The following is a 23,780-nucleotide window of genomic DNA, read 5'->3' as shown; positions in this document are numbered from 1 at the left end:
TCTTTAAAGATGCGCCGCCAGAATTCTGGCGATATGTACCGCTTCTCTTTGTGCGCCATCCGCAATTTGATGACGGCAGCTAGTGCCATCAGCCACTACCCAGCTATCAGGTGATTTTCGAATACTAGGCAAGAGACTAAGTTCAGCCATTTGTTTAGACACTTCAATATGCTCTGCTTCATAACCAAAACTGCCCGCCATACCGCAGCAAGATGATTCAATCAATTTAGGCTCTGCTTTAGGAATCAGTTTAAGTAATTCCATAGCGGGAGTTACTGCTGCAAAAGCCTTCTGATGACAGTGACCATGAAAGAGCACTGGTTTGCTGGCTTCTTTGAGATTCAGCTTAAGCGTTCCTGCTTTAGCTTCAGATGCCAAGAACTCTTCTAAGAGTTGTGCTTGCTTAGAAACGCTGATGGCTTTATCACCAAAGCCCATGACTAAGGCTTCATCCTTGAGGGTAAAGAGGCACGAAGGCTCTAAACCAATAATCGGAATGTTCTTGTCTGCATAGGGTGCAAGATGATCAACGAGTTCACCAAGCGTTTCTTTGGCTTTATCTACCATGCCTGCGGCAAGATAGGTCCTGCCACAGCAAAACTCTTTTGAGCAAGTATTGTTTGTTACTTTTGTCTTGCTATTACTCTTATTCGGAATATGCACACGGTAACCCGCAGCTTTAAGAACCCTCAGTGCGGCAATGAGATTTTCATCTTCAAAATAGGCATTAAAAGTATCGGCGAGTAACACTACGCCTTTGCCATTGGTGCTTTGTGTCAATTGCTCGGGTGTGAACTGATAACTTAGTGCTACTTGCTGATTCCAGAAGGTCTTGCTTTTCCAGATCGGCAAACTTCTCTGTGCAGAGATACCCATGATCCATTCTTGTAGTTTTGCTACTGGCTCAATGTGATTGCGCAGGTTCAGTAGTGCTGGCAGGAGTGGAATATTACTAATGGTGGCTGCATATTTGGGTAAAAAAGCTACTGCTAAATCTCGTAAGGAATGACCAACCCGTTTCTTGTAGGCTGATAAGAACTCAATCTTCATCTTGGCCATATCTACACCAGTAGGACACTCACGACGGCAAGCTTTGCAGCTGACACAAAGATCCATCACTTCTTTAATCACATCGCTTGCTAATGGTGATGATTCTGGAGAGGAGTTGCTCTTGATATCCAGTTGATTCGATAGTGCCAAGCGTAAGGTATTGGCTCTGCCTCTAGTGAGATGCTTTTCATCGCGAGTCACCCGATAGCTAGGGCACATCACTTCAGCATCAAACTTGCGGCAGTGACCATTGTTATTGCACATCTCCACCGCTTTAGCCAAGCCCATTGCTGGATCGCCACCAGTGCCTGGCGCAGTCGTTTGCTCTGTAACAGGATTGTTCTGGACATTCCAAGCGGACCAATCTAGTGCGGGTTGCAATGGAATGACTTTATAGCTGGGCGGAAATCTAAAGTTACTGACATCATCCATCTTCGGCGGATTGACAATCTTGCCAGGATTAAATAATCCCTTAGGATCAAATGCGTGCTTGATTTCAGAGAGGGCTTCGGTAATCTTGGGGCCAAATTGCCAAGAGACCCACTCACCACGACATAAGCCGTCACCATGCTCACCGCTGTAAGCACCTTTGTACTTGCGCACTAGCTCTGATGCTTCTTCTGCTACAGCGCGCATCTTTTGGGCGCCATCTCTGCGCATATCCAGAATAGGGCGTACATGCAAAGTTCCTACAGAGGCGTGGGCATACCAAGTACCTCTTGATCCATGCTTAGAGAACACCTCGGTTAATGCCTGGGTGTAATCAGCCAAACTTTCAAGCGGCACGGCGCAATCTTCAATAAAGCTCACCGGCTTACCATCGCCTTTAAGACTCATCATGATGTTCAAACCTGCCTTGCGCACTTCCCAGAGATTCTTTTGCAAAGCGGCGTCAGGCATTGGTACTACTGAGCCTGGCAAACCTAAATCACTCATCAGTTCTTGTAAGGCTTTGAGTTTATCTAGTAGTGGGGCATGGGCCTCACCGGAGAACTCCACTAACAGAATAGCTTCTGGTGTTTGTGCGGCGTGATCGATCAGTGCAGTCTCAATCGTTTTCTGAAAGCTCGGATTGCTGCGGGCCAAATCAATCATCGTGCGATCCACTAGCTCCACAGCAGTAGGACCCAGTTTGACAATATGCTGAGCGCTATCCATTGCTTTGTAGAAACTCGCAAAGTTCACAATGCCCAGCACCTTATGCTGTGGCAGTGGAGCTAACTTGAGTTTGAGGGATTTGAAATAGGCTAGCGTACCTTCGCTACCCACTAATAGATGTGACAGATTGACGCTACCATCTTGGGTGTACGGTAATTCGCTTTGGGGATGAAAGATATCGAGGTTGTAACCTGCAACACGTCTAAGAACTTTGGGGAAACGCGCCTCAATCTCCGGCTGCAGAGTATTAGCCAAGCCTTTTACAAAGTTACCCAGCTCTTTAGCAACCCCGGAGCTATTTGCATAGTTAGCAAATTCACCAACTTGGCCATTGGCAAGCCAAGCATTGATTCCTAAAACGTTATGCACCATATTACCGTAGGCAATGGAGCGGCTTCCACAGGAGTTATTGCCTGCCATGCCGCCAATGGTTGCCTGCCCACCAGTAGAAACGTCTACTGGATACCAAAGGCCATGTTGCTTCAATGAGCCATTAAGGTGATCGAGCACTATACCTGGCTCCACTTCGACATAGCCTTTTTCTAAATTGAGATCAAGAACGTTTCTGAAGTATTTGCTGTTATCAATAACTAATGCTGCGCCAGTGGTTTGACCGCACTGACTTGTACCACCACCACGGGGGAGCACAGGCACACCCATTTCAGATGCAATCTGAATGCTACTTGCAATATCTTGTGCAGTCTTTGGCACGAATACTGCCACTGGCATGGCTTGATAGATAGAAGCATCGGTAGCATAACGACCACGACTTGCGCTATCAGTCATCACTTCCCCAGATGTCTCCTGACGCAAACGTTTAGCGAGTTGTGCTTGATCTACCATCAGCTCTTTGAGATCGAGAGGTTTATTCATTTGAGTGCCTCTCCTGCAGTTGTGGCTTGGGCTTCAACTTTAAGTAACTGCACTACAACATCACGTTTGTTTTGGACGTGCTGGATCATGATTTTGCGCATACGGGCGCTGTCTCTGGCCTTGAGAGCATCGAGCATCTCTTGATGTTCTTCAACTGCTTTTTCCCATTTGACGCCATCTTGATTAGATCTAAAGCGCAGGGCTTCAATGCGGGCATTCACTTGAGAGAAGAGCTGAGCCAGCACTGGATTATTAGCCGCTTGATTGATTAGATGATGGATACGCAGATTGAGTTTGTAATAAGTGGATAAATCACGGCGGGCATACGAAGCCATCATTTCATATTGGAGGGCCTCTAGTTCAGAGAGGGTAGCATCGCTAATATTGTTTGCAGCTAGCTCTCCAGAAAAACCTTCTAGGTCTGCAATGACATTAAAGGTGTTAATCACATCCTCAAGACTGAGTTGCACGGCAATCGCACCACGGTTAGCGATCAGCTCAACTAAACCATCTGCAGCCAAACGACGAATCGCTTCCCGGATTGGAGTGCGAGAAACATTTAAGCTCTCAGCCAATTCGCGTTCATTGAGTTTGCTGCCAGGAACAATCTTGCCTTCCACCAAAAGAAGTCTGAGCTTTTGGAAGATGGCCTCATGCAAGTTCTGCGAATTCGGTTGTTCTATTACCGTCATGGCATCCGTTTCCTAGACTCTAAATTTGTATACAAAAATATCAATAAGCCATCATAAAGCATAAATATAGGCTTTAAACGCTAAATAGTGGCTTTATTTTAAGGTTTTTTGGAAATAATTTGTATACAAAATAGAAAATTGGCAAAAATTGTCTTACACTAGCGAGATTACTCAACCAAAACTCAGCGAGACAAAACATGCTCAAACTCGATAACCACGCATCTGGACGCCATTTCTTACATATTCCTGGCCCAAGTCCAGTTCCTCCGCGCGTGTTGCGTGCGATTAGCTACCAAACGATTGACCATCGTGGTCCGGAGTTTGGCGCTTTTGGTTTGAAGGTGTTGGAAGGCATTAAAAAGATTTTTAAGACCAATCAACCCGTCATTATTTATTCCGCCTCCGGCACTGGTGCGTGGGAAGGTGCATTGGTGAATGTCCTGAGTCCTGGTGATAAGGTGCTCTTTTATGAGACCGGTCAATTTGCAAACTTGTGGCGTGCACTTGGTAAACGTCTTGGTCTTGATGTTGAAGTAGTCGGTAAAGCTGGACAAGACTCTTGGCGCTGGGGTGTAGATGCATCTGTGATTGAAGAGCGTTTACGCAAAGATACTGGACATGAGATCAAAGCAGTATGCGTAGTTCATAACGAAACTTCTACTGGCGTTACTTCAAACATTGCTGCAGTTCGTAAAGCTATTGATTCATTAAAGCATCCAGCCTTATTGCTCGTGGATAGCGTATCTGGCTTGGGTTCTGCGGACTATGAGCACGATAAGTGGGGCGCTGACGTGACCATCTCTGGTTCACAAAAAGGTTTGATGTTGCCTCCTGGAATTGGCTTTAATGCTTTGTCACCAAGAGCAATTGAAGTAAGCAAGAACAATAAAATGCTCAAGGCCTATTGGGCCTGGGATGAAATTCTCGAATCCAATAAAAATGGTTACTGGCCTACAACACCAAGTACTAATCTGATGTATGGATTGCATGAAGCGATGGACATGATGTTGGCTGAAGGTCTGGATACCATTTTTGCACGCCACCAACGTTTAGCTGCAGCTTGTCGTGAAGCAGTAAAAGCTTGGGGATTAGAGATTCAGTGTCAGGACACCGATTGTTATTCACCGGTACTCACCTGTATTGCAACACCTGAAGGCATGGATGCCGATGTCCTGCGTAAGCATGCTTTAGAGAAATTCAATCTCTCCTTAGGTACTGGCCTTGGCAAGATCAAAGGTAAGGCATTCCGTATTGGCCATTTGGGCGACTGTAATGAGCTCAACCTCATGGCAGCTCTGAGTGGCGTAGAGATGAGTTTGGGTTCTATGGGCTTTAAACCCAAGGCAAGTGGGGTAGTTGCTGCTCAAGAATTCCTAAAATAATCCGTTTTTAGCATTAGGAGCGGGGTGGAGCTAGATCCTCAGGGTCAATCGGGCTGCACCCCTTATAATTCAAGTACTTATATAGAGGCGCACAGATTAGATGTGCCATTTTCGAGACAGAAAGATTAAACATGTTAGCGACTAAACCTTATTTAACTCAGGCTGATGTTCAAAAGATTTTGAATGCAGCTGATCAACATGCTGCTAAACATAATTTGGCAGTGACGATTGCTGTTTGTGATGATGGTGGCCATATGTTGGGCTTAATTCGTCGCGACGGTTGCGCTCCCTTATCTTCTTACATTGCTCAAGAGAAAGCACGCACTGCTGCCATGGGCAAACGTGAGACACGTGTTTACGAAGAAATTATTAATAACGGACGTCATGCTTTCTTATCCGCCCCGCACGTATCGGGTATGTTGGAGGGTGGCGTCAATATCGAGGTAAACGGGTTTACCATCGGCGCAGTCGGCGTTTCCGGCGTTAAATCAGCGGAGGATGCTGAGACCGCTAAGGCCGGCATTGCCGCCATTCTGTAAGTTACCTTGATAAATACTGATACTGAAATAACTTCTATTACAGGGGCTGACGATACAGTCGCCCCTAGTACCACTAGCGTTACTGACACCGCCCCTTCGGCAACAATTACTTTTGCTGATTTTGGTTTAGATCCAAAGATTCAAAAGGCGGTACTCGAGCAGGGCTACACCATTCCTACACCGATTCAAGCGCAATCGATCCCACACGTTTTAGCGGGTAGAGACTTGATGGGCGCAGCGCAAACCGGAACTGGTAAGACAGCCGCTTTTGTATTGCCAATCATTCAACAGATTTTGCGACATGCTAGCAATAGCGCTTCACCAGCGCGTCATCCGATTCGTGCTTTAGTGCTGACTCCAACTAGAGAGTTGGCAGTGCAAGTGGCTGAGAATGCCGCTAGCTATTCCAAACATACTGATTTGCGCGCTGCTGTGGTCTATGGCGGTGTAGATATGAAGGAGCAAGTTGGGATTTTGCGCAACGGCGTTGAAATCTTGATTGCCACACCAGGCCGCTTACTTGATCACATTGGTTCAAAAGTAGCCAACTTATCCCAAGTAGAAATTCTCGTGCTCGATGAAGCCGACCGTATGCTCGATATGGGTTTCTTACCCGATCTGCAGCGCATTATTAATTTGATTCCTGCGCAAAGACAAACCCTACTGTTCTCAGCAACTTTTTCACCAGAAATTAAAAAACTGGCACAGAGTTATTTGCGTACTCCGGTAACGGTAGAGGTAGCACGCCAGAATGCTGCTGCAGATACCGTCAAGCAGGTAGTGCACATGGTGGCCTCGGCTGATAAGCAGAGCGCCATTGTAAGGGTATTGGAAGAGCGCACACGTAAGGGTCTATCACGTCAATGCATCATCTTTACGAATAGTCGTTTGGGTTGCGCCAGATTGTCTCGTGCGCTGGAGCGTGATGGCATTAAAGCGGGCGCGATTCATGGTGATAAGAGTCAGGGCGAACGTACTCTTACATTAGATGCATTTAAATCTGGCGCCATCGAAGCACTGGTTGCAACTGATGTTGCTGCCCGTGGTTTAGATATTCCGGATATGCCCTGTGTGATTAACCATGAATTGCCATATAACGCAGAAGACTTTATTCATCGTATTGGCCGCACTGGTCGTGCCGGTAGCACAGGCGATGCAATTGCACTGGTAGATGCTAGCGAAAAGCGTTTGCTTGATGACATCGAAAAATTGATGAAGCGTAAGCTTGATATCAAACCTTTGCCAGAAGGCACCCCTTCACAAGGTAGGACCCCTTCAAGTAGCCATTCATCTACAAGATCTTCACCTAGCAGTGCACCAGCAAAAATGTCTGACCCATTTTTCTACAAGCCTTATGAACCCAGTGCCGCACCACATGCTACAGAGGGCGCAAAGCCTGAAGAGAAGAAAGTGGGTATTACGCCTGCTAAGCCAACTGTTGGCGCTTTATTGGGCGGCTTTAAAAAGAAGTAGTTCAGCGCCAAGCATGGGTGGCTGCTAAAAGCCACTCTGCAATGGTGATGTTCTCACCATCAGGCAAATTTCTTAATCCCAAATGCTGTGCTGCTTTGCGTAATTCTGCAAGAGCGCCTTTTGCATCTTCGGTATTAATCTGGGCTGCCAAGGTTTGCTTGCTCAATTTCTCCCCATGCTCATCGAGCACCAAAGGTAGGTGAAGGTATTGGGGGGTTTCATATCCCAATATCTTTTGCAGATGAATTTGCCGGGCGGTATTGCTTAGTAAATCTTCGCCACGCACAATATGAGTGATGCCTTGCTGCGCATCATCGACTACTACTGCCAGTTGATAAGTAAATAAACCATCGCTTCTACGTAAAACAAAGTCGCCCACTGCTGTATTAAGGTCTTGGCTTTGATGACCCAGCGCTACATCCTCAAACTCAATATGACATTTCTCGGGCAGGGCAAGTCGCCAGGCGACTTTGCTTGTCTTTAATAGTTCTGGTGAATTGGTTTGTAACTGATCTGGCCTGCATGTTCCTGGGTAAACCATTTCCTGATGACGGGGGGTTTCAATTCCCAAGTTAGCCAGAGTACTGGCAATGGTTTGCCTCGAGCAGGTGCAGGGAAAGAGTAATTTGAGCTCATTAAATCGCTCTAAGGCCTCCTGGTAGAGTCCTTGGCGCTCAGACTGGTAGGTGAGCTCTTCATCCCAAGCAAGGCCGCAGGCAAGAAGTTGCGCTTGGATCTGTTGGTCTGCCCCAGGAATGCACCTGGGGGTATCTAAATCCTCGATTCTGAGCAGCCATTGACCCCCATTTTTACGGGCATCTAACCAGCTTCCCAGGGCGGCAAGCAAGGATCCAGCATGGAGTGGGCCAGTGGGAGAGGGGGCAAATCGCCCGCGGTAGGCGTCGGCTGGGGATGAGAGGTTTTTCAATGTAGACACAGCTAAAATCATCTCATGGCTTCACCCCGTTTTGTACATCTTCGCCTTCATTCCGAGTTTTCGATTACGGATGGAGTCGTTCGTATTGACGATGCAGTAGCCGCCGCTGTCAAAGATGAAATGGGTGCCTTAGCCCTGACTGATCTCAGTAATCTATTTGGATTAGTGCGTTTTTATACGGCAGCCCGTGCGGCTGGCATTAAACCGATTACGGGTGCCGATGTTTGGGTGAGCAATCCCCAAGATCCAGATCAGCCATATCGTTTATTACTCTTAGTGCAAAACCATTCTGGCTATCTCAATCTTTGTGAGTTACTCAGTAGAGCTTCTTTAGAGAACCAATCGCGTGGTCGCGCTGAAGTGAACTCCGCTTGGTTTAGTGAGCCCGCTGCAAAAGCTGAAGATAAGAAAGCTAAAAGAACCCTGACTTATGGATTGATTGCGCTCTCAGGAGCGCGCCAAGGTGAGGTTGGTACTGCTTTATTAGCGGGTCAAGAAGATCAAGCCAAAATTGCTGCAAAACGCTATGAAAAATTGTTCCCCAAGTCTTTTTATATTGAGGTTCAACGGGGTGGCCATCACCAAGACGAGAAGCAGCTCCAGCTAGCCTGCCATCTTGCTAGTGAGCTGAAGTTACCGGTAGTGGCAACCCACCCTGTGCAGTTCATGAAAAAGAGCGATTTCACGGCCCATGAGGCAAGGGTCTGTATTTCTGAAGGTGAGTTGTTAGGTAATCCACGACGCTCGAAAAAATTTAATGATGAGCAATACTTCTTAACGCAAGCAGAAATGGAACAGCGTTTTGCAGATTTGCCTGTTGCAATAGCAAACTCCGTGGAAATTGCCAAGCGCTGTAACTTATCACTTGTGCTGGGTCAGCCACGCTTGCCAGATTTCCCGACACCTCCCGGCATTACGCTAGATGAATATTTACTTGCCCAATCTGAAGTTGGGCTTGAGCGTCATATGGAGCGTAATTTCCCGGATGCAGAAGAGCGCGCTAAGGAAATGCCACGCTATCGCGAGCGTTTAGTGTTTGAGGTGAAGACGATTTCTCAAATGGGATTTCCGGGCTACTTCCTCATCGTGGCGGATTTCATTAACTGGGCAAAAAATAATGGCGTGCCGGTAGGCCCTGGCCGTGGATCAGGCGCTGGCTCTTTAGTGGCTTACTCCCTGGGTATTACCGACCTTGACCCACTTCGCTATAACTTGCTCTTTGAGCGTTTCTTAAATCCAGAGCGAGTTTCGATGCCCGACTTTGATATCGATTTTTGCCAACACGGTCGTGACCGCGTGATTCAGTACGTTAAAGATAAATACGGTAAAGATGCAGTTAGTCAGATTGCTACCTTTGGCACGATGGCAGCGCGAGCAGCGATTCGGGATGTAGGGCGCGTACTAGAGCAGGGCTATAACTTCGTAGATGGTATTGCCAAACTCGTTCCCAATAAGCCAGGTCAATATATGACTATTGAAATGGCCAAGAAAGAAGAGAAGCAATTAGCCGAGCGTGAGAAAAATGAAGATGAAGTGCGGCAGTTACTTTCTCTTGCACAGCAATTAGAGGGCATGACTCGCAACGTCGGTATGCATGCTGGGGGTGTATTGATCGCTCCCGGACGTCTGACTGATTTCTGTCCGCTCTACACGCAAGAGAGCAAGGATCAAGATAGCAGCTCGGTGATCAGTCAGTTTGATAAAGATGACGTTGAAGCCATTGGCTTGGTGAAGTTTGACTTCTTAGGCTTGACCACGCTGACCATCTTAGCTGCCGCAGAGCGCTGGATTAAAGCACTTCATGCTGATCGCAAGGGTTGGAGTATTAGCGATATGTTGCTTGATGATGAAAAAGCCTTTGATGTGCTCAAGAAAGCCAATACCGTTGCCGTGTTCCAGTTAGAGAGCCGTGGCATGCAAGGCATGCTACGTGAAGCCAAGCCTGACCGCTTTGAGGACATTATTGCCTTGGTAGCTTTATACCGACCAGGCCCAATGGACCTGATTCCAGACTTTATTGAGCGTAAGCATGGTCGTCAAAAAGTAGAGTATCCAGATCCGCGTATTGAATCAGTACTCCGAGAGACCTACGGCATCATGGTCTATCAAGAGCAGGTGATGCAGATGGCGCAGATGATTGGCGGCTACTCATTAGGTGGTGCTGATATGTTGCGTCGTGCGATGGGCAAGAAAAAGCCAGAAGAGATGGCGCAGCACCGCAAGATTTTCAGTGATGGCGCAAAAGCAGGCGGCATTAGTGAAGGTAAAGCAAATGAGATCTATGACTTGATGGAGCGTTTTGCGGGCTATGGATTTAATAAATCCCATGCTGCTGCTTATGCACTCTTAGCTTATCAAACTGCTTGGCTCAAGGCCTACTACCCAGCTGAATTCATGGCGGCTAACTTATCGCTCGCGATGGATGACACCGATAAGGTGAAGATTTTGTATGACGATTGCTTGGCCAATCAGATTCGTGTGTTCTCCCCCGATATCAATACGGGTGTCTATGAGTTCACGCCCTTGCGTGCACCTGATGCAGCAATGGATTCACCGGTTAGCCACATTCGCTACGGTTTAGGCGCTGTCAGAGGTACAGGCGAAGCTGCGATTGAAGCGATTGTCAAAGCGCGCGAGACTGGCGGACCATTTAAAGACCTATTTGATTTCTGCGCCCGAGTCGATCGCCGACAAGTGAACCGCCGTGCCATTGAAGCGCTCATGCGTGCCGGTGCATTCGATAGCCTCTACCGTGATTTAGTTCCTGCGGGCGGTAATCTCTATGACATCCGCTCTACCTTATTAGCTTCACTAGCAAGAGCCATTGAAGCTGCAGAACAAGCAGAAGCCTCGATTCATCAGGTGAGTTTGTTTGAAGCTGCTGGAGAAGAAGATCGCCATCTTCCAGAACTAGTTCGTGAGCCGGTCTGGTCTGAGAAAAAACGCCTGCAAGAAGAAAAGACTGCTTTAGGGCTTTGTTTAACAGGGCATATGTTTGATGCCTATCGTGATGAAACTGCACACTTCATTCGTCAACCTTTAGCCAAGGTAGCTGAAGGTAAAGATCAATTGATTGCCGGCATTATTACTTCAGCTCGGATGCTCACAGGTCAACGCGGCCGCATGATGATTGCCACGATTGATGATGGTAGCGCCGCTATTGAGGTGACCCTTTATAGCGAAGTGTATGAACCGAATCGTTCCTGGCTCAAAGAAGATGAGATGTTAGTTGCTAAGGTCAACGTCACACCAGATAAATTCTCGGGTGGTATGCGGGTAGTTTCAGAAGCAGTGATGGATATTACTGGCGCGCGTATGCGTTTTGCTCGCAATGTACACGTCTGCATTGATTCTGCAATTGATCTCAAGATGCTACGTAGTCAAATCGGACCTTATTTGATGACCAATCGTGTCAGGGATCCCAAGTTGAGTCCTGCTCGACCAGTAATGCCCGGCTCTAATGATGGCGTCAAGGGTTTAATGTTAACCGCTGCTGTGACTACGAGTGGCGGGGCTTGCTTAATGCAATTCCCAGAAGAGTTACGCATTTACCCCGATGACGCTTGCCTACACAGCCTCAATCAATTGCTAGCCTCAAAACAAAAAGACCCAGTTCAGGTTCAGTACCACTAAGTACTTTTGATCGCTTGCTCAATCGCTGTGATGACTTGAGCAGGTTCTAATAAATCTAAGCACTCACTATTGCTATCAGCACGATCAAGGCAGCCTGCTTTGCGGCAGGGCACACATTCGCCAGGACCTTGCAAGATAGTGACATTACCAACAGTTTGTGAGCGAGCTCGAAGTTGATAAGGTTGTTCACCAATAAAACCATTGGGCCATGGGCCAAAGTTTGTTGGGGGGGTTGCCCCAAATAAGGTGATCGTCGGAGTGTTACAAGCCGCTGCCAAATGAGTAATGGAGGTATCAACACCAATATAGAGTACGGCACTTCGTAAGAGCGTGCCCGCTTGTGGAATAGAGAGTTTGCCTGCAGTGTTAATGACTTTGCTAGCAGTCGAATCACCCAAAAGAGAGATGATGTCGTGATTGAGTTGCACATCTTGCTTCGCAGGCGAGGCGCTCAATACCACCTGAAACCCTCTACTAACAATCCAAGTAATCAGGTGCTGCCAGTGCGCTAGAGGCCAGCGCTTATATGCGGTAAGTGGTCCTGGGTGAATCACGACATAGGGTTGGGTGAGCGCATTTGTAATCACAGGTGTCAGTGGTTCACCAACGGGTGGTGTTACAGAAATCGGTTTATTAAACAGATCTGCTGGGTTTCTGAAGAAGACTTCGAGTAAGCGCAGTTTCTCTGCAATGACGTGTTGATTAAAGTAATCCACATCTACCGTATGCATGCAGATGAATTTCTTCCAAGCGTTTTGCTTTTCACTTTTACTTCTCTTAGATTTATCCTCCACCTCTTTGCCTTGGGGATGACCACCTAGGACTCCGACCCTTCTAAAAGCAGCAACTAAGCCATAAATATAGGCCCGATCGCTAGGTTGAGTAACGATGGCTAAGTCATAGCGCTGAAATAATGTGCTGAACAGTGATAGGTATTCGCCGAAGCCGGGGCGATCAGAGGTCTCAATGATCTTCGCGATATCAGGGTTGCCGTACAGCATATCGAGCTTGCCGCGATAGCCTAGAAAATGAAACTGCGCATCTGGCCACAACTCTCTAGCCTTGCTAATGAGCGGAGTCGTCACCAGCACATCGCCAATTTGTCGCGTAGCGATGAATAATACTTTTTTAGGTTTTAGATCTGAGAAGGCACTCATCTGCTTACATGGCCTTCGCTAGAATTTTTTCTCGAACGCGCCGGGCATTCTCAGCGGCATTACTTTGATCATGGATTTTATGAAAGAGGTGTAAAACTTCAGTAGCCCATGATCCTGATTTACGAATGATCTGGTGCCGTTGCAAGCGAAATACAAAATCGGCATCCTCATGACCCCAGCCAGTCATGGTTTCATCAAAGCCATTGATAGCCTCAGCATCTGCTTTCCAGCAAGCCATATTGCAACCCTTAATACGACGCCAGACAAACTTTTGATAGTCCCGCCAAGGGCCATTGCCAAACTTCATCTTGAGAGGCCAATATTTATTAATGCCACCACTAAATCTTTCACCCAAAAGACTGGCGCTAAAGCGCTTAAAGTTCCAATGAGACCAAGTCAGTAGCTCTTGAGTGAGTTTTTCATTCAGGAGCACTCGGCTACCAGTTACTAAATATCCTTTTTGTGCCAATGAGCGATGACGTGCAACAAAATCAGGCTGAACTATGCAATCCCCATCCAGAAATATTAAATAGTCACCGTGTGCAGCAGCGATGGCTCGATTCAGAATGATGGTTTTCCGAAAGCCTTGGTCCTCTTGCCATAAGTGGTTAATAGCAATGGACGAAGAGGTCTTGAACTGTTCAATGACTTTCTTGGTGTTATCGGTAGAGCCATCATCGGCAATGATGATTTCAAAATGGCGATCGGTTTGTGTCTCAAGAGACTCTAAGCAAAGTTTGAGAGCTTGTGGCCAGTTGTAGGTGGCCAACAAAATCGAAATCATTTTCTAGAATCCTGATTGAGATGCCACAACTTGATATAACGATAGTAAGTGCCTTGGCCATTAGAGATTGCCAAAGCAAATCCTTGAGCACCATCTAAGAAGCCTGTGCGAATAATATAAGTGCGAAAGAACGCCCAGAAGCCATGAAGTACTGCTTTGAGAGGGCTACTCGTTTTACCTTTGGCAAAGGCTTGCTCTGCAGAGGCGGTGGAGTAGCGATCGATCTTTTGTAAAACCTGTGAGTAGTTCATGAAGCTGTAATGCAACATTGGATTTTCCAGTTTAGCTACTTGCCCATTTGGAATTAATCTCTCGTGCACTAGGTCATTCGAGAAGCAGGCGGTTCCCCGCTTAAAGAGGCGGTCAACATAGTCCGGACTCCAGCCAGAATGACGAATAAAGCGTCCGCAATACCAAGATAGTCTTGGGATAGCAAAACAGTTCACCTGGGCGCTATGTTGAATAGCTACCTGAATTTCAGCTCTAAGGGCAGGGGTTAGTCTTTCATCTGCATCTAGAGAGAGCACCCAATCCCCGGTTGCCAGATCCAAAGCGCGATTCTTTTGGGGGCCAAAACCGGGCCAATCGGGTGGGCTGGCAATCACCGCCCCATATTTTTGGGCTATTTCAAGGGTACGGTCTGTGCTGGCCGTATCGACCACAACGATCTGCTGGGCAATGCCCTCTAGAGAGGCTAGACAATCGTCCAAATTGGCCTCTTCATTGCGGGTGATGAGTATGACTGATAAGGTGGGCATAATTCATTATATGAATGCTCAAGACCGAATTGCCCTAAATCGCTTAATTACCTATCTTAAGCCCCATATTGGCTTGATTATTGGGTCTTTGGTGGCCATGGCCTTTGTCGCCGCCTCAGAGACTTCAATTCCTGCCTTGATGAAGCCTTTGCTTGATCGCGGCTTTACAGGTCAAATGAATAATCAGCTTTGGCAGGTACCTGTTTTCTTGGTTGGCTTAGCGATGGTTCGTAGCTTAGCTCAATTTTTATCCAACTATTTGTTGTCGCGTGTGATTAATTCGGTTCTTCTAAAGTTACGCGAGCAAATGTTTCAAACTCTGCTGCACGCTAAAACAATCTTTTTCCAACAAAATTCAGCATCTCATGTGATCAATGCGGTTGTATTTGAAGTCAATAATGTTCTTTCCATTATGGGTGGGATGTTAATTAGTTTAGTGCGTGATTCCCTGACGGTGATTGGTCTGATGGGCTACTTAATTTATCTAAACTGGAAACTGACTTTAATTGTCCTAATTATTTTTCCAATCATTGCTTACATCATGAGTAAGATTAACCGCCGCCTACGATCTCTCAATCGTGAGCAGCAAACTCTGACGAGTGATCTTGCATATATCGTTGAAGAGGCTGCTGCTGGTTATCGGATTATTAAAGTGCATGGTGCTGAGCAATATGAGATGAATCGCTTTCTCGAAAAAGCTGAGCGCCTTCGCCAATTTGCATTGAAGTCGGCTGTAGCAGGTGGCTTGAACCAGCCAATAACACAGCTCATTGCCTCGATGGCCTTGTCAGTAGTGCTAGTAGTCGCCTTACTGCAGTCTGCTACAGAAGGTACGACAGTTGGCGGCTTTGCCGCCTTCATCACGGCAATGTTATTGGTGATTTCTCCATTAAAGCACCTAGCCGATATCAATCAACCCTTGCAACGAGGCCTTACAGCAGCCGAGATGATTTTTGGGCTCATGGATCAACCTTTGGAAGAGGCTGAGGAACGCAGGCTCAATATGAAGTCCTTGGACAAAGCCAAAGGTAGCATTCGCTTTGAGGATGTTGGTTTCTCGTATGAACAAGAGGTGGGCCGACAAGATGCCTTACGCGGAATTAATCTTTCTATTGCGCCTGGTGAGGTAGTCGCTTTTGTTGGGCCATCTGGCGGCGGAAAATCTACGCTAGTTAATTTGCTGCCCCGTTTCTTCAAACCAACAAGCGGACATATTTTCTTGGATGATATTCGCTTAGAAGATATCGTATTGGCTGACATCAGAAAGCAAATTGCCTTTGTGAGCCAAGATGTCATCTTATTTAACGATACGATTGCTGCAAACGTAGCCTATGGTGCTAGCGGTCAAGAAGGGATAGATCGGGGAAGAGTAATCGAGGCTTTAGAGGCGGCTAACCTGGGCGCTCTCATTAAAGAACTACCAGAAGGTATTGATTCAATGGTTGGTGATAACGGCAATCGCCTATCTGGGGGTCAACGTCAGCGTCTGGCAATCGCTCGGGCAATCTATAAGGATGCCCCTATCTTAATTTTGGACGAAGCTACTTCTGCTTTAGATTCCGAGTCGGAGCGACAAGTGCAAGATGCCCTAGACCGCCTGATGGCTGGCAGAACAACCTTAGTCATTGCCCATCGCTTATCGACGATTGAGCATGCTGACCGTATTGTGGTTCTAGAACATGGCCAAATTGTTGAGAATGGCTCACACGAAGACTTAATCAAAAAAGATGGCCTGTATGCCAACCTTCACCGCATTCAGTTTTCAAACGCTTAAATAAATCAACTCAGAACAATATCGTATTGTTCTTGGCGAAAGCTGCCTTCAGCTTGAAGAGTGATCGGCTTAGCAATAAAGTCACCCAGTTGAGCCAGGAATTGATTTTCTTCTTCTAGAAATAAGTCAATGACATCAGGGGCTGCAACGATTCTAAATTCGCGTGGATTGAACTGGCGATGCTCCCGCACAATCTCACGCAAGATTTCATAGCAAATGGTTTGAGCGGTTTTTACTTCGCCCTTACCCATGCAGGTAGCGCATGGCTCGCAGGTGATGTGAGCTAAGGACTCACGAGTTCGTTTGCGTGTCATCTCTACTAAGCCTAATGCAGAAAATTCACTCACTGATGTGCGAGCATGATCGCGCTCAAGATTGCGCTTGAGTTCATAGAGAACAGATTCTTGATGATCTTTGCCGAGCATATCAATAAAGTCAATAATGATGATGCCACCGAGGTTACGTAAACGTAATTGCCGAGCAATAGCTTGAGCTGCTTCTAAATTGGTTTTAAAGACAGTGTCATCTAGATTGCGGGCACCGACATAACTGCCCGTGTTCACGTCAATTGTTGTCATGGACTCTGTCTGGTCAATCATGAGGTAGCCCCCAGACTTCAGATCTACTCTACGACCCAAAGCTTTATTGATTTCAGCATCGACATCAAATAAGTCGAAGAGGGCGCGCTCACCACGATGAAGCGTTAGCTTACCTAATAGATTGGGCATATACAGATTCGAAAATACTTTGAGCTTTTCAAAGTTCTCAGCAGAGTCCACCCGAATCTGGGTAGTCTCTTCACCGGCGATATCTCGCAAAACGCGTTCAGCTAGGCTCAGATCCTGATATAGCAGGCTTGGTGCCGCTTGATGTTTTTTTGCCTCCTGAATATTTTCCCAGGTAGTGCGTAGGTAATGCATGTCATGTAAAAGCTCGGTATCGGAAGCCTCTTGAGCGCTAGTGCGTACAATGATGCCGCCTTTTTCATCGGCAGCCATCAGGCCAGCTAGCCTGACTTTAATTGCTTCACGCTCTTCTGCTTGATCAATGCGTTGAGATACACCGATATATTTTTCTGTAGCAGGATCGCTGCCTGCTGGAGGCAGATATACCAAGTTGCGACCAGCAATACTCAGTTGCGCTGTCAAACGAGCGCCCTTAGTCCCAAGAGGATCTTTTAGTACTTGCACCAAGATCGTTTGACCTTCGAACAATAGCTTTTCAATTTGGGCTAGCGGATTATTTTGGACAATGTCAGCTACGTGCATAAAAGCCGTGCGCTCAAGACCAATTTCAATAAAAGCAGATTGCATACCAGGCAGTACGCGAACGACTTTAGCAAGATAGATATTGCCAACAATACCGCGTTGACGTGTGCGTTCAATTTGCAGTTCTTGAACGGCACCTTGCTGAATCAAGGCCACCCGCGTTTCTTGCGGGGTGATATTGATGAGGATTTCTTCGTTCATAGGCATGTCACCTGAGCGCGCTCTAGAAGTTGTGCAGTTTCAAAAATGGGTAATCCCATGATACCGCTATAACTCCCCTCAATCGAAGGGATGAAAGCACCCCCAAGCCCTTGAATACCGTAGGCACCCGCTTTTCCGAAAGGCTCGCCGCCGGCAATATAAGCAGCTATCTGCTCTGGCGATAGCTTGGCAAAATGAACCTTTGATGTCTGCACCAAGCAAAGCGGGCTCTGACTTGGGTCAATAGTCAGGGCAACAGCTGTCAGAACTTCGTGAGTGTTACCACTGAGCATATTTAAGATGCGGGCAGCGTCAGTTTCATCCGTAGGCTTTCCTAAAATCTCACCTTCACTATTACCGGGCAGACTCACAGTGGTATCAGCGCATAAGATCGGCGCCCACGTAAGACCACTTTTTTGCCAGCGTGCCAAGGCAGTGGTGCTTTTCGCTAAGGTAACACGCTCAACATAGGCGCGAGCTTTTTCATGAAGAAGGGGGGTTTCAATGCTTTCACTATCTTCACCGGGGCTGGGTGCTAACATCTCATAGCGGATGCCCATTTGTTTTAATAACTCTTGGCGTCGTGGACTTTGTGAGGCGAGATAGATGAAAGAGTACACAGGATTACTCACGATGGTAGGGGTGACCCTGCAAGATAGTCCAAGCGCGATACAGTTGTTCAACGAGTAATACTCTAGCCATAGCGTGTGGCAGGGTTAAGCTAGAGAGTCGCCACATTGCTTGCGCATTGGATTTCAGACTAGGGTCTAGGCCATCAGCGCCACCAATTAAAAAGGTGATATCAAAGCCCTCTTGGCGCCATGAGGCCAGTTGAGTTGCTAGATTTTGTGTTGTCTGATCTTTGCCGCGTTCATCTAAGGCAATCACTCTTGAGCCTTTTGGAATAGCAGCAGCAATCTTGATCGCTTCTTTGGCAGGCGTAAGATCAGGTTTGATTTCTTTAATTTCAATACTGCAGTCCGCTGGCATCCGTTTGACATAGTCTTGGGTTGCTGTAGCAACCCAATCGGGCATTTTGTGACCAACAGAAACGATGGTTAAGCGCATGAGTAAGACGAATAATCAGGCAAAGAATGGGGCAGGGAAAAAAGCGAGACGAACTTATTCTTCGTCGTCTTCTAAATCACTGGCTTTTACAAGTCCCTTACTACCAGCCAATTTAACGCGTACAGGTTTTGCACCCCACATGCCTTCTAGTTGGTAGTAAGAACGCAGCATCGGTTGTAGGATATGAACAACGATATCGCCGCAATCTACCAATACCCATTCACCAGTTTCTAGCCCTTCGATGGAGATCACCTCACCACCCTTAGCATTGACATCTTCTTTAACTGACATCGCTAGTGATCGTGTTTGACGGTTGCTTGAACCAGTGGCAATGATCACGCGATCAAATAGCTCACTGAGTTTAGTGGTGTCGTATACGCGTATATCTTGCGCTTTAACATCTTCTAGGGCATCAATAATGACGCGTTGTAATTTACGTAAGTCCATGGTTTCTCAATGATATTTTTTAGTATTTAGGGTGATCTTAGCTTGATTACTGATACAAGCCCAGCTTTGTAATGATTTCTAAGGTATGAGTGGGGATTTGCTCTGAAGCAATCTGTTCGTGGGCAGGTGTTTTGAGGCGATTGCGCAGATCAGTAGAGGAGAGATCGACTGACAAGCTTTCATCTACATAGATGAGTCCAGATGGCTCATTGATCAGCGCTGCTGGATCAAATACTTGGCGTACTTTCAATATTTCCTTGATTTCAGGGCTCATCTCAGTATCTAGATCGTAGTGCGGCCGACTCGCAACTGCAAAGTTCATATATTTAAATAAATCACGCCAAGAATTCCAGCTTGGAAGATGAATTAGGGAGTCTGCACCTGTTAGCCAAGTTAGACTGGCCTTAGGGCCAAAGCGCTCTCTGAGGGACTTGGCAGTATCAATGCTATAGCTTGGACCTGCTCGTTCAATTTCAATTCGATCAACTCCAATTTGGGTTGGAATTTTTAGATACAAGAACGCTCTAGCTAAATCTATACCTGCCCCTTCCGTCAACTGAAACCGAATTTCTGCAGGAGTGATATCGGCACCTTTTTGCCAAGGCTCACCGCTAGGTATGAGAAGTAATTGATCTAATTGCAATATCTTTGCAAAATGACTTGCTAGCTTTAAGTGGCCAATATGCGGCGGATCAAAAGTTCCACCCAGAATGCCAATTTTCTGAATGCTGCTCAAGCTAACCAATCGCGTGGTTTGAGGTAATAGTCATAGAGCTTAGCCTCGGGCGTGCCTAGCTTAGGCTGCCAGTTGTACCACCACTGCACCACTGGGGGCATCGACATGAGGATTGATTCTGTTCTTCCGCCAGAGTGCAGTCCAAAGATAGTGCCCCGGTCAAAGATCAGGTTGTATTCCACGTAACGACCACGACGATATTCTTGGAAAGATTTTTCTTCTGGTGTGAAAGGATCTTGATAGCGGCGTTTTAAGATCGGCAGATAGGCGTTGATAAAAGCATCGCCCACTGCGCGGGTCATTGCAAAACTCTGCTCAAAGCCTAGCTCATTAAAGTCATCAAAGAACACTCCACCAATACCGCGGGGCTCATCACGATGCTTTAAATAAAAATATTCGTCACACCATTTTTTAAAGCGAGGGTAGAGCTCTTCACCAAATGGGTCTAGAGCATCTTTAGCAGTTTGATGAAAGTGTTTACAGTCTTCGTCAACACCGTAATAGGGTGTGAGATCAAAGCCGCCACCAAACCACCAAACCGGTTCTTTATCCACAGCTTGCGCAATAAAGCAACGTACATTCATATGGGTAGTAGGGGCTTTAGGATTGTTTGGATGAAATACCAATGACATGCCTAATGCTTCAAAGCTGCGGCCGGCCATTTCAGGGCGATGATGGGAAGCGGAAGGCGGCATTTGATCGCCACGGACATGCGAGAAACCCACGCCACCTTTTTCTAAGATGTTGCCGCCATCTAAAGTGGAAGTGCGACCATAGCCCTTGAGTTTGCTGTCTTCAGGTTTATGCCATTCATCAGCAACAAAGGCTTTACCATCAAGAGCACTAACTGCACTCGTAATGCGATCTTGCAAGCCTAAGAAATAATCTCTTAGCGCTGTTATGTCAATTTGGGTGTGTTGTGTTGTCAAGTGAGTCTACCTATTTACTTGATTGCGCGATAACCAATATCTTTGCGATATTGCATGCCATCAAACTGAATCTGATCAATGACATCATAGGCTTTTTGTTGCGCACCACGAACAGTATCCGCAAGGCCTACTACGCACATTACCCTACCGCCTGAAGTGAGTATCTTGCCATCTTCCAATTTAGTACCTGCATGGAAAGTAATCTGATCTTCAGTATCAGCCGGAATGCCGCTAATGACATCGCCATTGCGTGGGGTATCTGGATAGTTATGAGCTGCTAGCACCACCCCTAAGGCCGTCCGACGATCCCACTCTAGATCTACCTCATTGAGCTTGCCATCAACAGCATGATCTAAGGCATTTACTAGATCACTGCGCAGGCGAGCCATGATCGGCTGTGTTTCTGGGTCGCCCATGCGGCAATTGAACTCTAAGGTTTTGATCTTGCCATTTGGTGCAATCATTAAGCCAGCATACAAGAAACCCGTATAGGGAATGCCATCTGCTTCCATGCCTTTGACTGTTGGCATGATGACTTCACGCAAAGCACGTGCATGGATTTCTGGTGTAACAACGGGAGCGGGGGAGTAAGCACCCATCCCGCCAGTATTAGGTCCCTGGTCAGCATCAAGCAAGCGTTTGTGATCTTGGCTAGTTGCTAGTGCGAGAACATTCTTGCCATCAACGAGCACAATAAAACTGGCTTCTTCACCAGTCAGGAATTCTTCAATCACAACACGTGCACCCGCATTACCTAATTTGTTATCAGCTAGCATCATATCTACTGCTCCATGTGCTTCCTCTAAGTTCATGGCAACAACAACACCTTTACCAGCGGCAAGCCCATCAGCCTTAATCACAATCGGTGCACCTTTGGCATCAATATAGGCATGTGCCTCAAGGGCGCTACTAAATGTTTGGTAATCAGCCGTCGGAATGCCGTGACGCTTCATAAATGCTTTAGAAAAATCCTTAGAGGATTCTAGTTGTGCTGCTAATTGCGTTGGACCAAAAATACGTAAACCGTTACTGCGAAAGACATCCACAATACCGGCGGCTAAGGGCGCTTCTGGTCCAACTACAGTGAGATGAATCTTCTCACGCTTGGCAAAGTCTGCCAGTTCTTGTAAGTCTGTAATTGGTAAGTTCTCAATACCAGCGCCAGTTTGTTTAGCGGTAGCAGTGCCGCCATTTCCGGGCGCTACATAGACAGTTTGTACTTGAGGCGATTGGGCAAGCTTCCACGCTAGAGCATGTTCGCGTCCACCAGATCCAATGAGAAGAATTTTCATAGTGAGTAAAAGTTCTATTTAAAGAGCGGCGTTTGTAAATACTTCTTGAACATCATCCAGATTTTCAAGAGCGTCTAATAGTTTTTGCATACTTTCTGCTTGATCACCTTCGAGAGTAATCTCGGTTTCGGGACGCATTGCTACAGTAGCTAATTCAGGCTTGAGACCCGCTTTACTCATAGCGTCTTGTACTTTTGAGAAATCAGGAACTGGTGAGAGCACTTCAAGTGAGCCGTCTTCATGCGTAATCACATCTTCTGCGCCAGCATCTAAGGCGACTTCCATCAAATGGTCTTCACTAGTGCCTGGTGCAAATAACATTTGGCCGCAATGTTTGAAGAGAAACGCAACCGATCCTTCAGCGCCCATATTGCCACCATTTTTATTGAAAGCATGGCGAACTTCAGCAACAGTGCGAGTGCGATTATCGGTTAAGCAATCGACAATGATGGCAGCACCATTCATTCCATAGCCTTCATAACGAATCTCTTCGTAGTTCACACCTTCCAGTGAGCCGGTACCACGGGCAATAGCTCTTTGCACATTGTCGTTGGGCATATTGGAGTCTTTGGCTTTATCAATCGCTAAGCGCAAGCGAGGATTAGTGGCAACATCGCCACCACCTAATTTGGCAGCAACAGTAATTTCTTTAATGAGTTTTGTCCAAATCTTGCCGCGCTTTTCGTCTTGACGACCTTTGCGGTGCTGAATATTGGCCCATTTCGAGTGGCCGGCCATACGGGTAATTCCTTGTAATAATTTGGCTAGAGGACCTCATTTTAAAGGGTTCTAGACCAAAGATAGACGATTGAGAGCCGTTTTTTGTTACACTCTCATGTCTTAGCAGTAATAAAGCATCCTAGTTAGCAGAATTTCCACTGCAAACACCTGCCTCGGTGATGGAATTGGTAGACGTGCCGGACTCAAAATCCGGTGCCGCAAGGCGTGGCGGTTCGAGTCCGCCCCGAGGCACCACTCAAATGACGATTTTGTCTTTGAGTTCCACTAAATTCTAAATCTCATACGAATCAGATTCGTTATTCATTGCTTGCTCAACGATTTTCTTGGTTAATGTCGGCGAGAAGAGTTCAATAAAGGTATAAACAAAAGACCTTAAATAAGCACCTTGTTTGACGCCAAGATGGGTAACATTATTGCCAAACAAATGACTTGCTGAAATTACCTTGAGGTTGCGATCCCGATCAGGGTCATAGGCATGACCTGCAACAATCCCAATACCCATGCCAGTTTCTACATAAGTTTTAATCACGTCGGCATCGATCGCTTCCAAAATAATATCTGGCGTGATATTTCTTTGGGCAAAAGCGGCATCAATTTTGCTGCGGCCTGCAAAGGCTTTGTCATATGTAATGATCGGATACTTTGCAATTTCTTCTAATGTCACCGTGGCTTGATTTAGAAGTGGGTGACTTAATGGCACCATCACCACGTGTTGCCATTGATACCCAGGTAGAGCAAGGACTCCAGGTGTATTGGCGATCCCTTCAGTGGCAATCGCGATATCAGCCCGATCATGAGTGAGGAGTTCAGCAATTTGCCCAGGATTACCTTGCGCAATACTGACGCGTACCTTTGGGAAGCGTTTTGTAAACTCCATGAGAACTTTAG

The 23,780-nt window shown here is 46.7% G+C and carries 19 protein-coding genes, 1 tRNA gene and 1 pseudogene; 6 read left to right on the top strand and 15 right to left on the bottom strand.

Annotated elements, in window-relative coordinates:
• Positions 1 to 3: 3 nt before the first annotated feature.
• Both ICN31_RS06230 and ICN31_RS06225 read right to left on the bottom strand, forming a co-directional pair.
• Positions 4 to 3,081: an FAD-binding and (Fe-S)-binding domain-containing protein gene (locus ICN31_RS06230; protein WP_216259648.1), complete on the bottom strand. Its 3,078-nt coding sequence runs from the start codon at positions 3,079 to 3,081 to the stop codon at positions 4 to 6.
• Entirely contained in the window at positions 3,078 to 3,773 is a 696-nt protein-coding gene (locus tag ICN31_RS06225; RefSeq protein WP_216259639.1) for a GntR family transcriptional regulator, read from the bottom strand. The genes ICN31_RS06230 and ICN31_RS06225 overlap by 4 nt, the downstream gene beginning before the upstream one ends.
• 197 nt (positions 3,774 to 3,970) lie before the next feature.
• Here ICN31_RS06225 and ICN31_RS06220 point away from each other — a divergent pair, with 197 nt between their 5' ends.
• From ICN31_RS06220 to ICN31_RS06210, 3 genes are all read left to right on the top strand, one after another.
• On the top strand, positions 3,971 to 5,155 hold the full coding sequence (locus ICN31_RS06220; RefSeq protein ID WP_216259637.1) for an alanine--glyoxylate aminotransferase family protein: 1,185 nt from the start codon (positions 3,971 to 3,973) through the stop codon (positions 5,153 to 5,155).
• 131 nt (positions 5,156 to 5,286) lie between these two features.
• Entirely contained in the window at positions 5,287 to 5,694 is a 408-nt protein-coding gene (locus tag ICN31_RS06215; RefSeq protein WP_216259635.1) for a heme-binding protein, read from the top strand.
• Positions 5,695 to 5,700: 6 nt separating this feature from the next.
• Positions 5,701 to 7,167 (top strand): DEAD/DEAH box helicase, encoded by a 1,467-nt coding sequence (locus tag ICN31_RS06210; protein ID WP_216259633.1) that lies wholly within the window; start codon positions 5,701 to 5,703, stop codon positions 7,165 to 7,167.
• A 1-nt stretch (position 7,168) separates the two neighbouring features.
• Here the strand turns inward: ICN31_RS06210 and gluQRS are convergent, their stop codons facing one another.
• Positions 7,169 to 8,116 (bottom strand): tRNA glutamyl-Q(34) synthetase GluQRS, encoded by a 948-nt coding sequence (gene gluQRS / locus ICN31_RS06205; RefSeq protein WP_216259631.1) that lies wholly within the window; start codon positions 8,114 to 8,116, stop codon positions 7,169 to 7,171.
• Positions 8,117 to 8,119: 3 nt separating this feature from the next.
• On the opposite strand from gluQRS, the gene dnaE reads away from it, so the two are divergent.
• On the top strand, positions 8,120 to 11,737 hold the full coding sequence (gene dnaE / locus ICN31_RS06200) for a DNA polymerase III subunit alpha (RefSeq protein WP_216259628.1): 3,618 nt from the start codon (positions 8,120 to 8,122) through the stop codon (positions 11,735 to 11,737).
• Here dnaE and ICN31_RS06195 read toward each other — a convergent pair.
• Genes ICN31_RS06195 through ICN31_RS06185 form a run of 3 tightly spaced genes read right to left on the bottom strand, consistent with a single transcriptional unit; the run spans position 11,734 to position 14,436 of the window.
• Entirely contained in the window at positions 11,734 to 12,894 is a 1,161-nt protein-coding gene (locus ICN31_RS06195; protein WP_216259625.1) for a glycosyltransferase family 9 protein, read from the bottom strand. The genes dnaE and ICN31_RS06195 overlap by 4 nt on opposite strands.
• Before the next feature lie 4 nt (positions 12,895 to 12,898).
• Complete coding sequence (locus tag ICN31_RS06190; RefSeq protein ID WP_216259623.1) at positions 12,899 to 13,678, bottom strand: glycosyltransferase family 2 protein; 780 nt, start codon at positions 13,676 to 13,678, stop codon at positions 12,899 to 12,901.
• The gene (locus tag ICN31_RS06185; RefSeq protein WP_216259621.1) at positions 13,675 to 14,436 is read right to left on the bottom strand and encodes a glycosyltransferase family 2 protein; all 762 of its coding nucleotides are present in this window, start codon (positions 14,434 to 14,436) and stop codon (positions 13,675 to 13,677) included. The genes ICN31_RS06190 and ICN31_RS06185 overlap by 4 nt, the downstream gene beginning before the upstream one ends.
• A 10-nt stretch (positions 14,437 to 14,446) precedes the next feature.
• Here ICN31_RS06185 and msbA point away from each other — a divergent pair, with 10 nt between their 5' ends.
• A complete protein-coding gene (gene msbA, locus ICN31_RS06180) occupies positions 14,447 to 16,210 on the top strand; it encodes a lipid A export permease/ATP-binding protein MsbA (RefSeq protein WP_216259619.1) in 1,764 nt (587 codons plus the stop codon).
• Positions 16,211 to 16,215: 5 nt separating this feature from the next.
• On the opposite strand, the gene rng is transcribed toward msbA, so the two are convergent.
• The 8 genes and pseudogenes from rng to ICN31_RS06140 all read right to left on the bottom strand — a co-directional run bounded on the left by rng (position 16,216) and on the right by ICN31_RS06140 (position 22,889).
• Positions 16,216 to 17,679 (bottom strand): ribonuclease G, encoded by a 1,464-nt coding sequence (gene rng, locus ICN31_RS06175; protein ID WP_216259617.1) that lies wholly within the window; start codon positions 17,677 to 17,679, stop codon positions 16,216 to 16,218.
• Positions 17,676 to 18,299 (bottom strand): Maf family nucleotide pyrophosphatase, encoded by a 624-nt coding sequence (locus ICN31_RS06170; RefSeq protein ID WP_216259615.1) that lies wholly within the window; start codon positions 18,297 to 18,299, stop codon positions 17,676 to 17,678. The genes rng and ICN31_RS06170 overlap by 4 nt, the downstream gene beginning before the upstream one ends.
• A 4-nt stretch (positions 18,300 to 18,303) precedes the next feature.
• Entirely contained in the window at positions 18,304 to 18,747 is a 444-nt protein-coding gene (rlmH, locus tag ICN31_RS06165; RefSeq protein ID WP_216259613.1) for a 23S rRNA (pseudouridine(1915)-N(3))-methyltransferase RlmH, read from the bottom strand.
• A 57-nt stretch (positions 18,748 to 18,804) separates the two neighbouring features.
• Positions 18,805 to 19,194 (bottom strand): annotated as a pseudogene (rsfS, locus tag ICN31_RS06160) (ribosome silencing factor); the annotation flags it as partial.
• Positions 19,195 to 19,240: 46 nt separating this feature from the next.
• Complete coding sequence (locus ICN31_RS06155; protein WP_216259612.1) at positions 19,241 to 19,930, bottom strand: nicotinate-nucleotide adenylyltransferase; 690 nt, start codon at positions 19,928 to 19,930, stop codon at positions 19,241 to 19,243.
• Positions 19,927 to 20,838 (bottom strand): oxygen-dependent coproporphyrinogen oxidase, encoded by a 912-nt coding sequence (hemF, locus tag ICN31_RS06150; protein ID WP_216260803.1) that lies wholly within the window; start codon positions 20,836 to 20,838, stop codon positions 19,927 to 19,929. The genes ICN31_RS06155 and hemF overlap by 4 nt, the downstream gene beginning before the upstream one ends.
• Positions 20,839 to 20,873: 35 nt before the next feature.
• A complete protein-coding gene (gene purD / locus ICN31_RS06145) occupies positions 20,874 to 22,151 on the bottom strand; it encodes a phosphoribosylamine--glycine ligase (protein WP_216259611.1) in 1,278 nt (425 codons plus the stop codon).
• Between the two features lie 18 nt (positions 22,152 to 22,169).
• The gene (locus tag ICN31_RS06140; protein WP_088524796.1) at positions 22,170 to 22,889 is read right to left on the bottom strand and encodes a YebC/PmpR family DNA-binding transcriptional regulator; all 720 of its coding nucleotides are present in this window, start codon (positions 22,887 to 22,889) and stop codon (positions 22,170 to 22,172) included.
• Between the two features lie 152 nt (positions 22,890 to 23,041).
• Between ICN31_RS06140 and ICN31_RS06135 the strand changes: the two genes are divergently transcribed.
• Positions 23,042 to 23,126, top strand: a tRNA-Leu gene (locus ICN31_RS06135).
• 37 nt (positions 23,127 to 23,163) lie between these two features.
• Here ICN31_RS06135 and ICN31_RS06130 read toward each other — a convergent pair.
• The coding region (locus ICN31_RS06130) for a LysR substrate-binding domain-containing protein (RefSeq protein ID WP_255530925.1) at positions 23,164 to 23,780 on the bottom strand (617 nt) is incomplete at its 5' end.

Origin of the sequence: Polynucleobacter sp. UB-Piko-W3 (genome assembly GCF_018881635.1) — a bacterium.
GTDB lineage: Bacteria > Pseudomonadota > Gammaproteobacteria > Burkholderiales > Burkholderiaceae > Polynucleobacter.
Note: the sequence above shows the minus strand (reverse complement) of the source record. Positions and strands in the feature narration are given on the sequence as shown.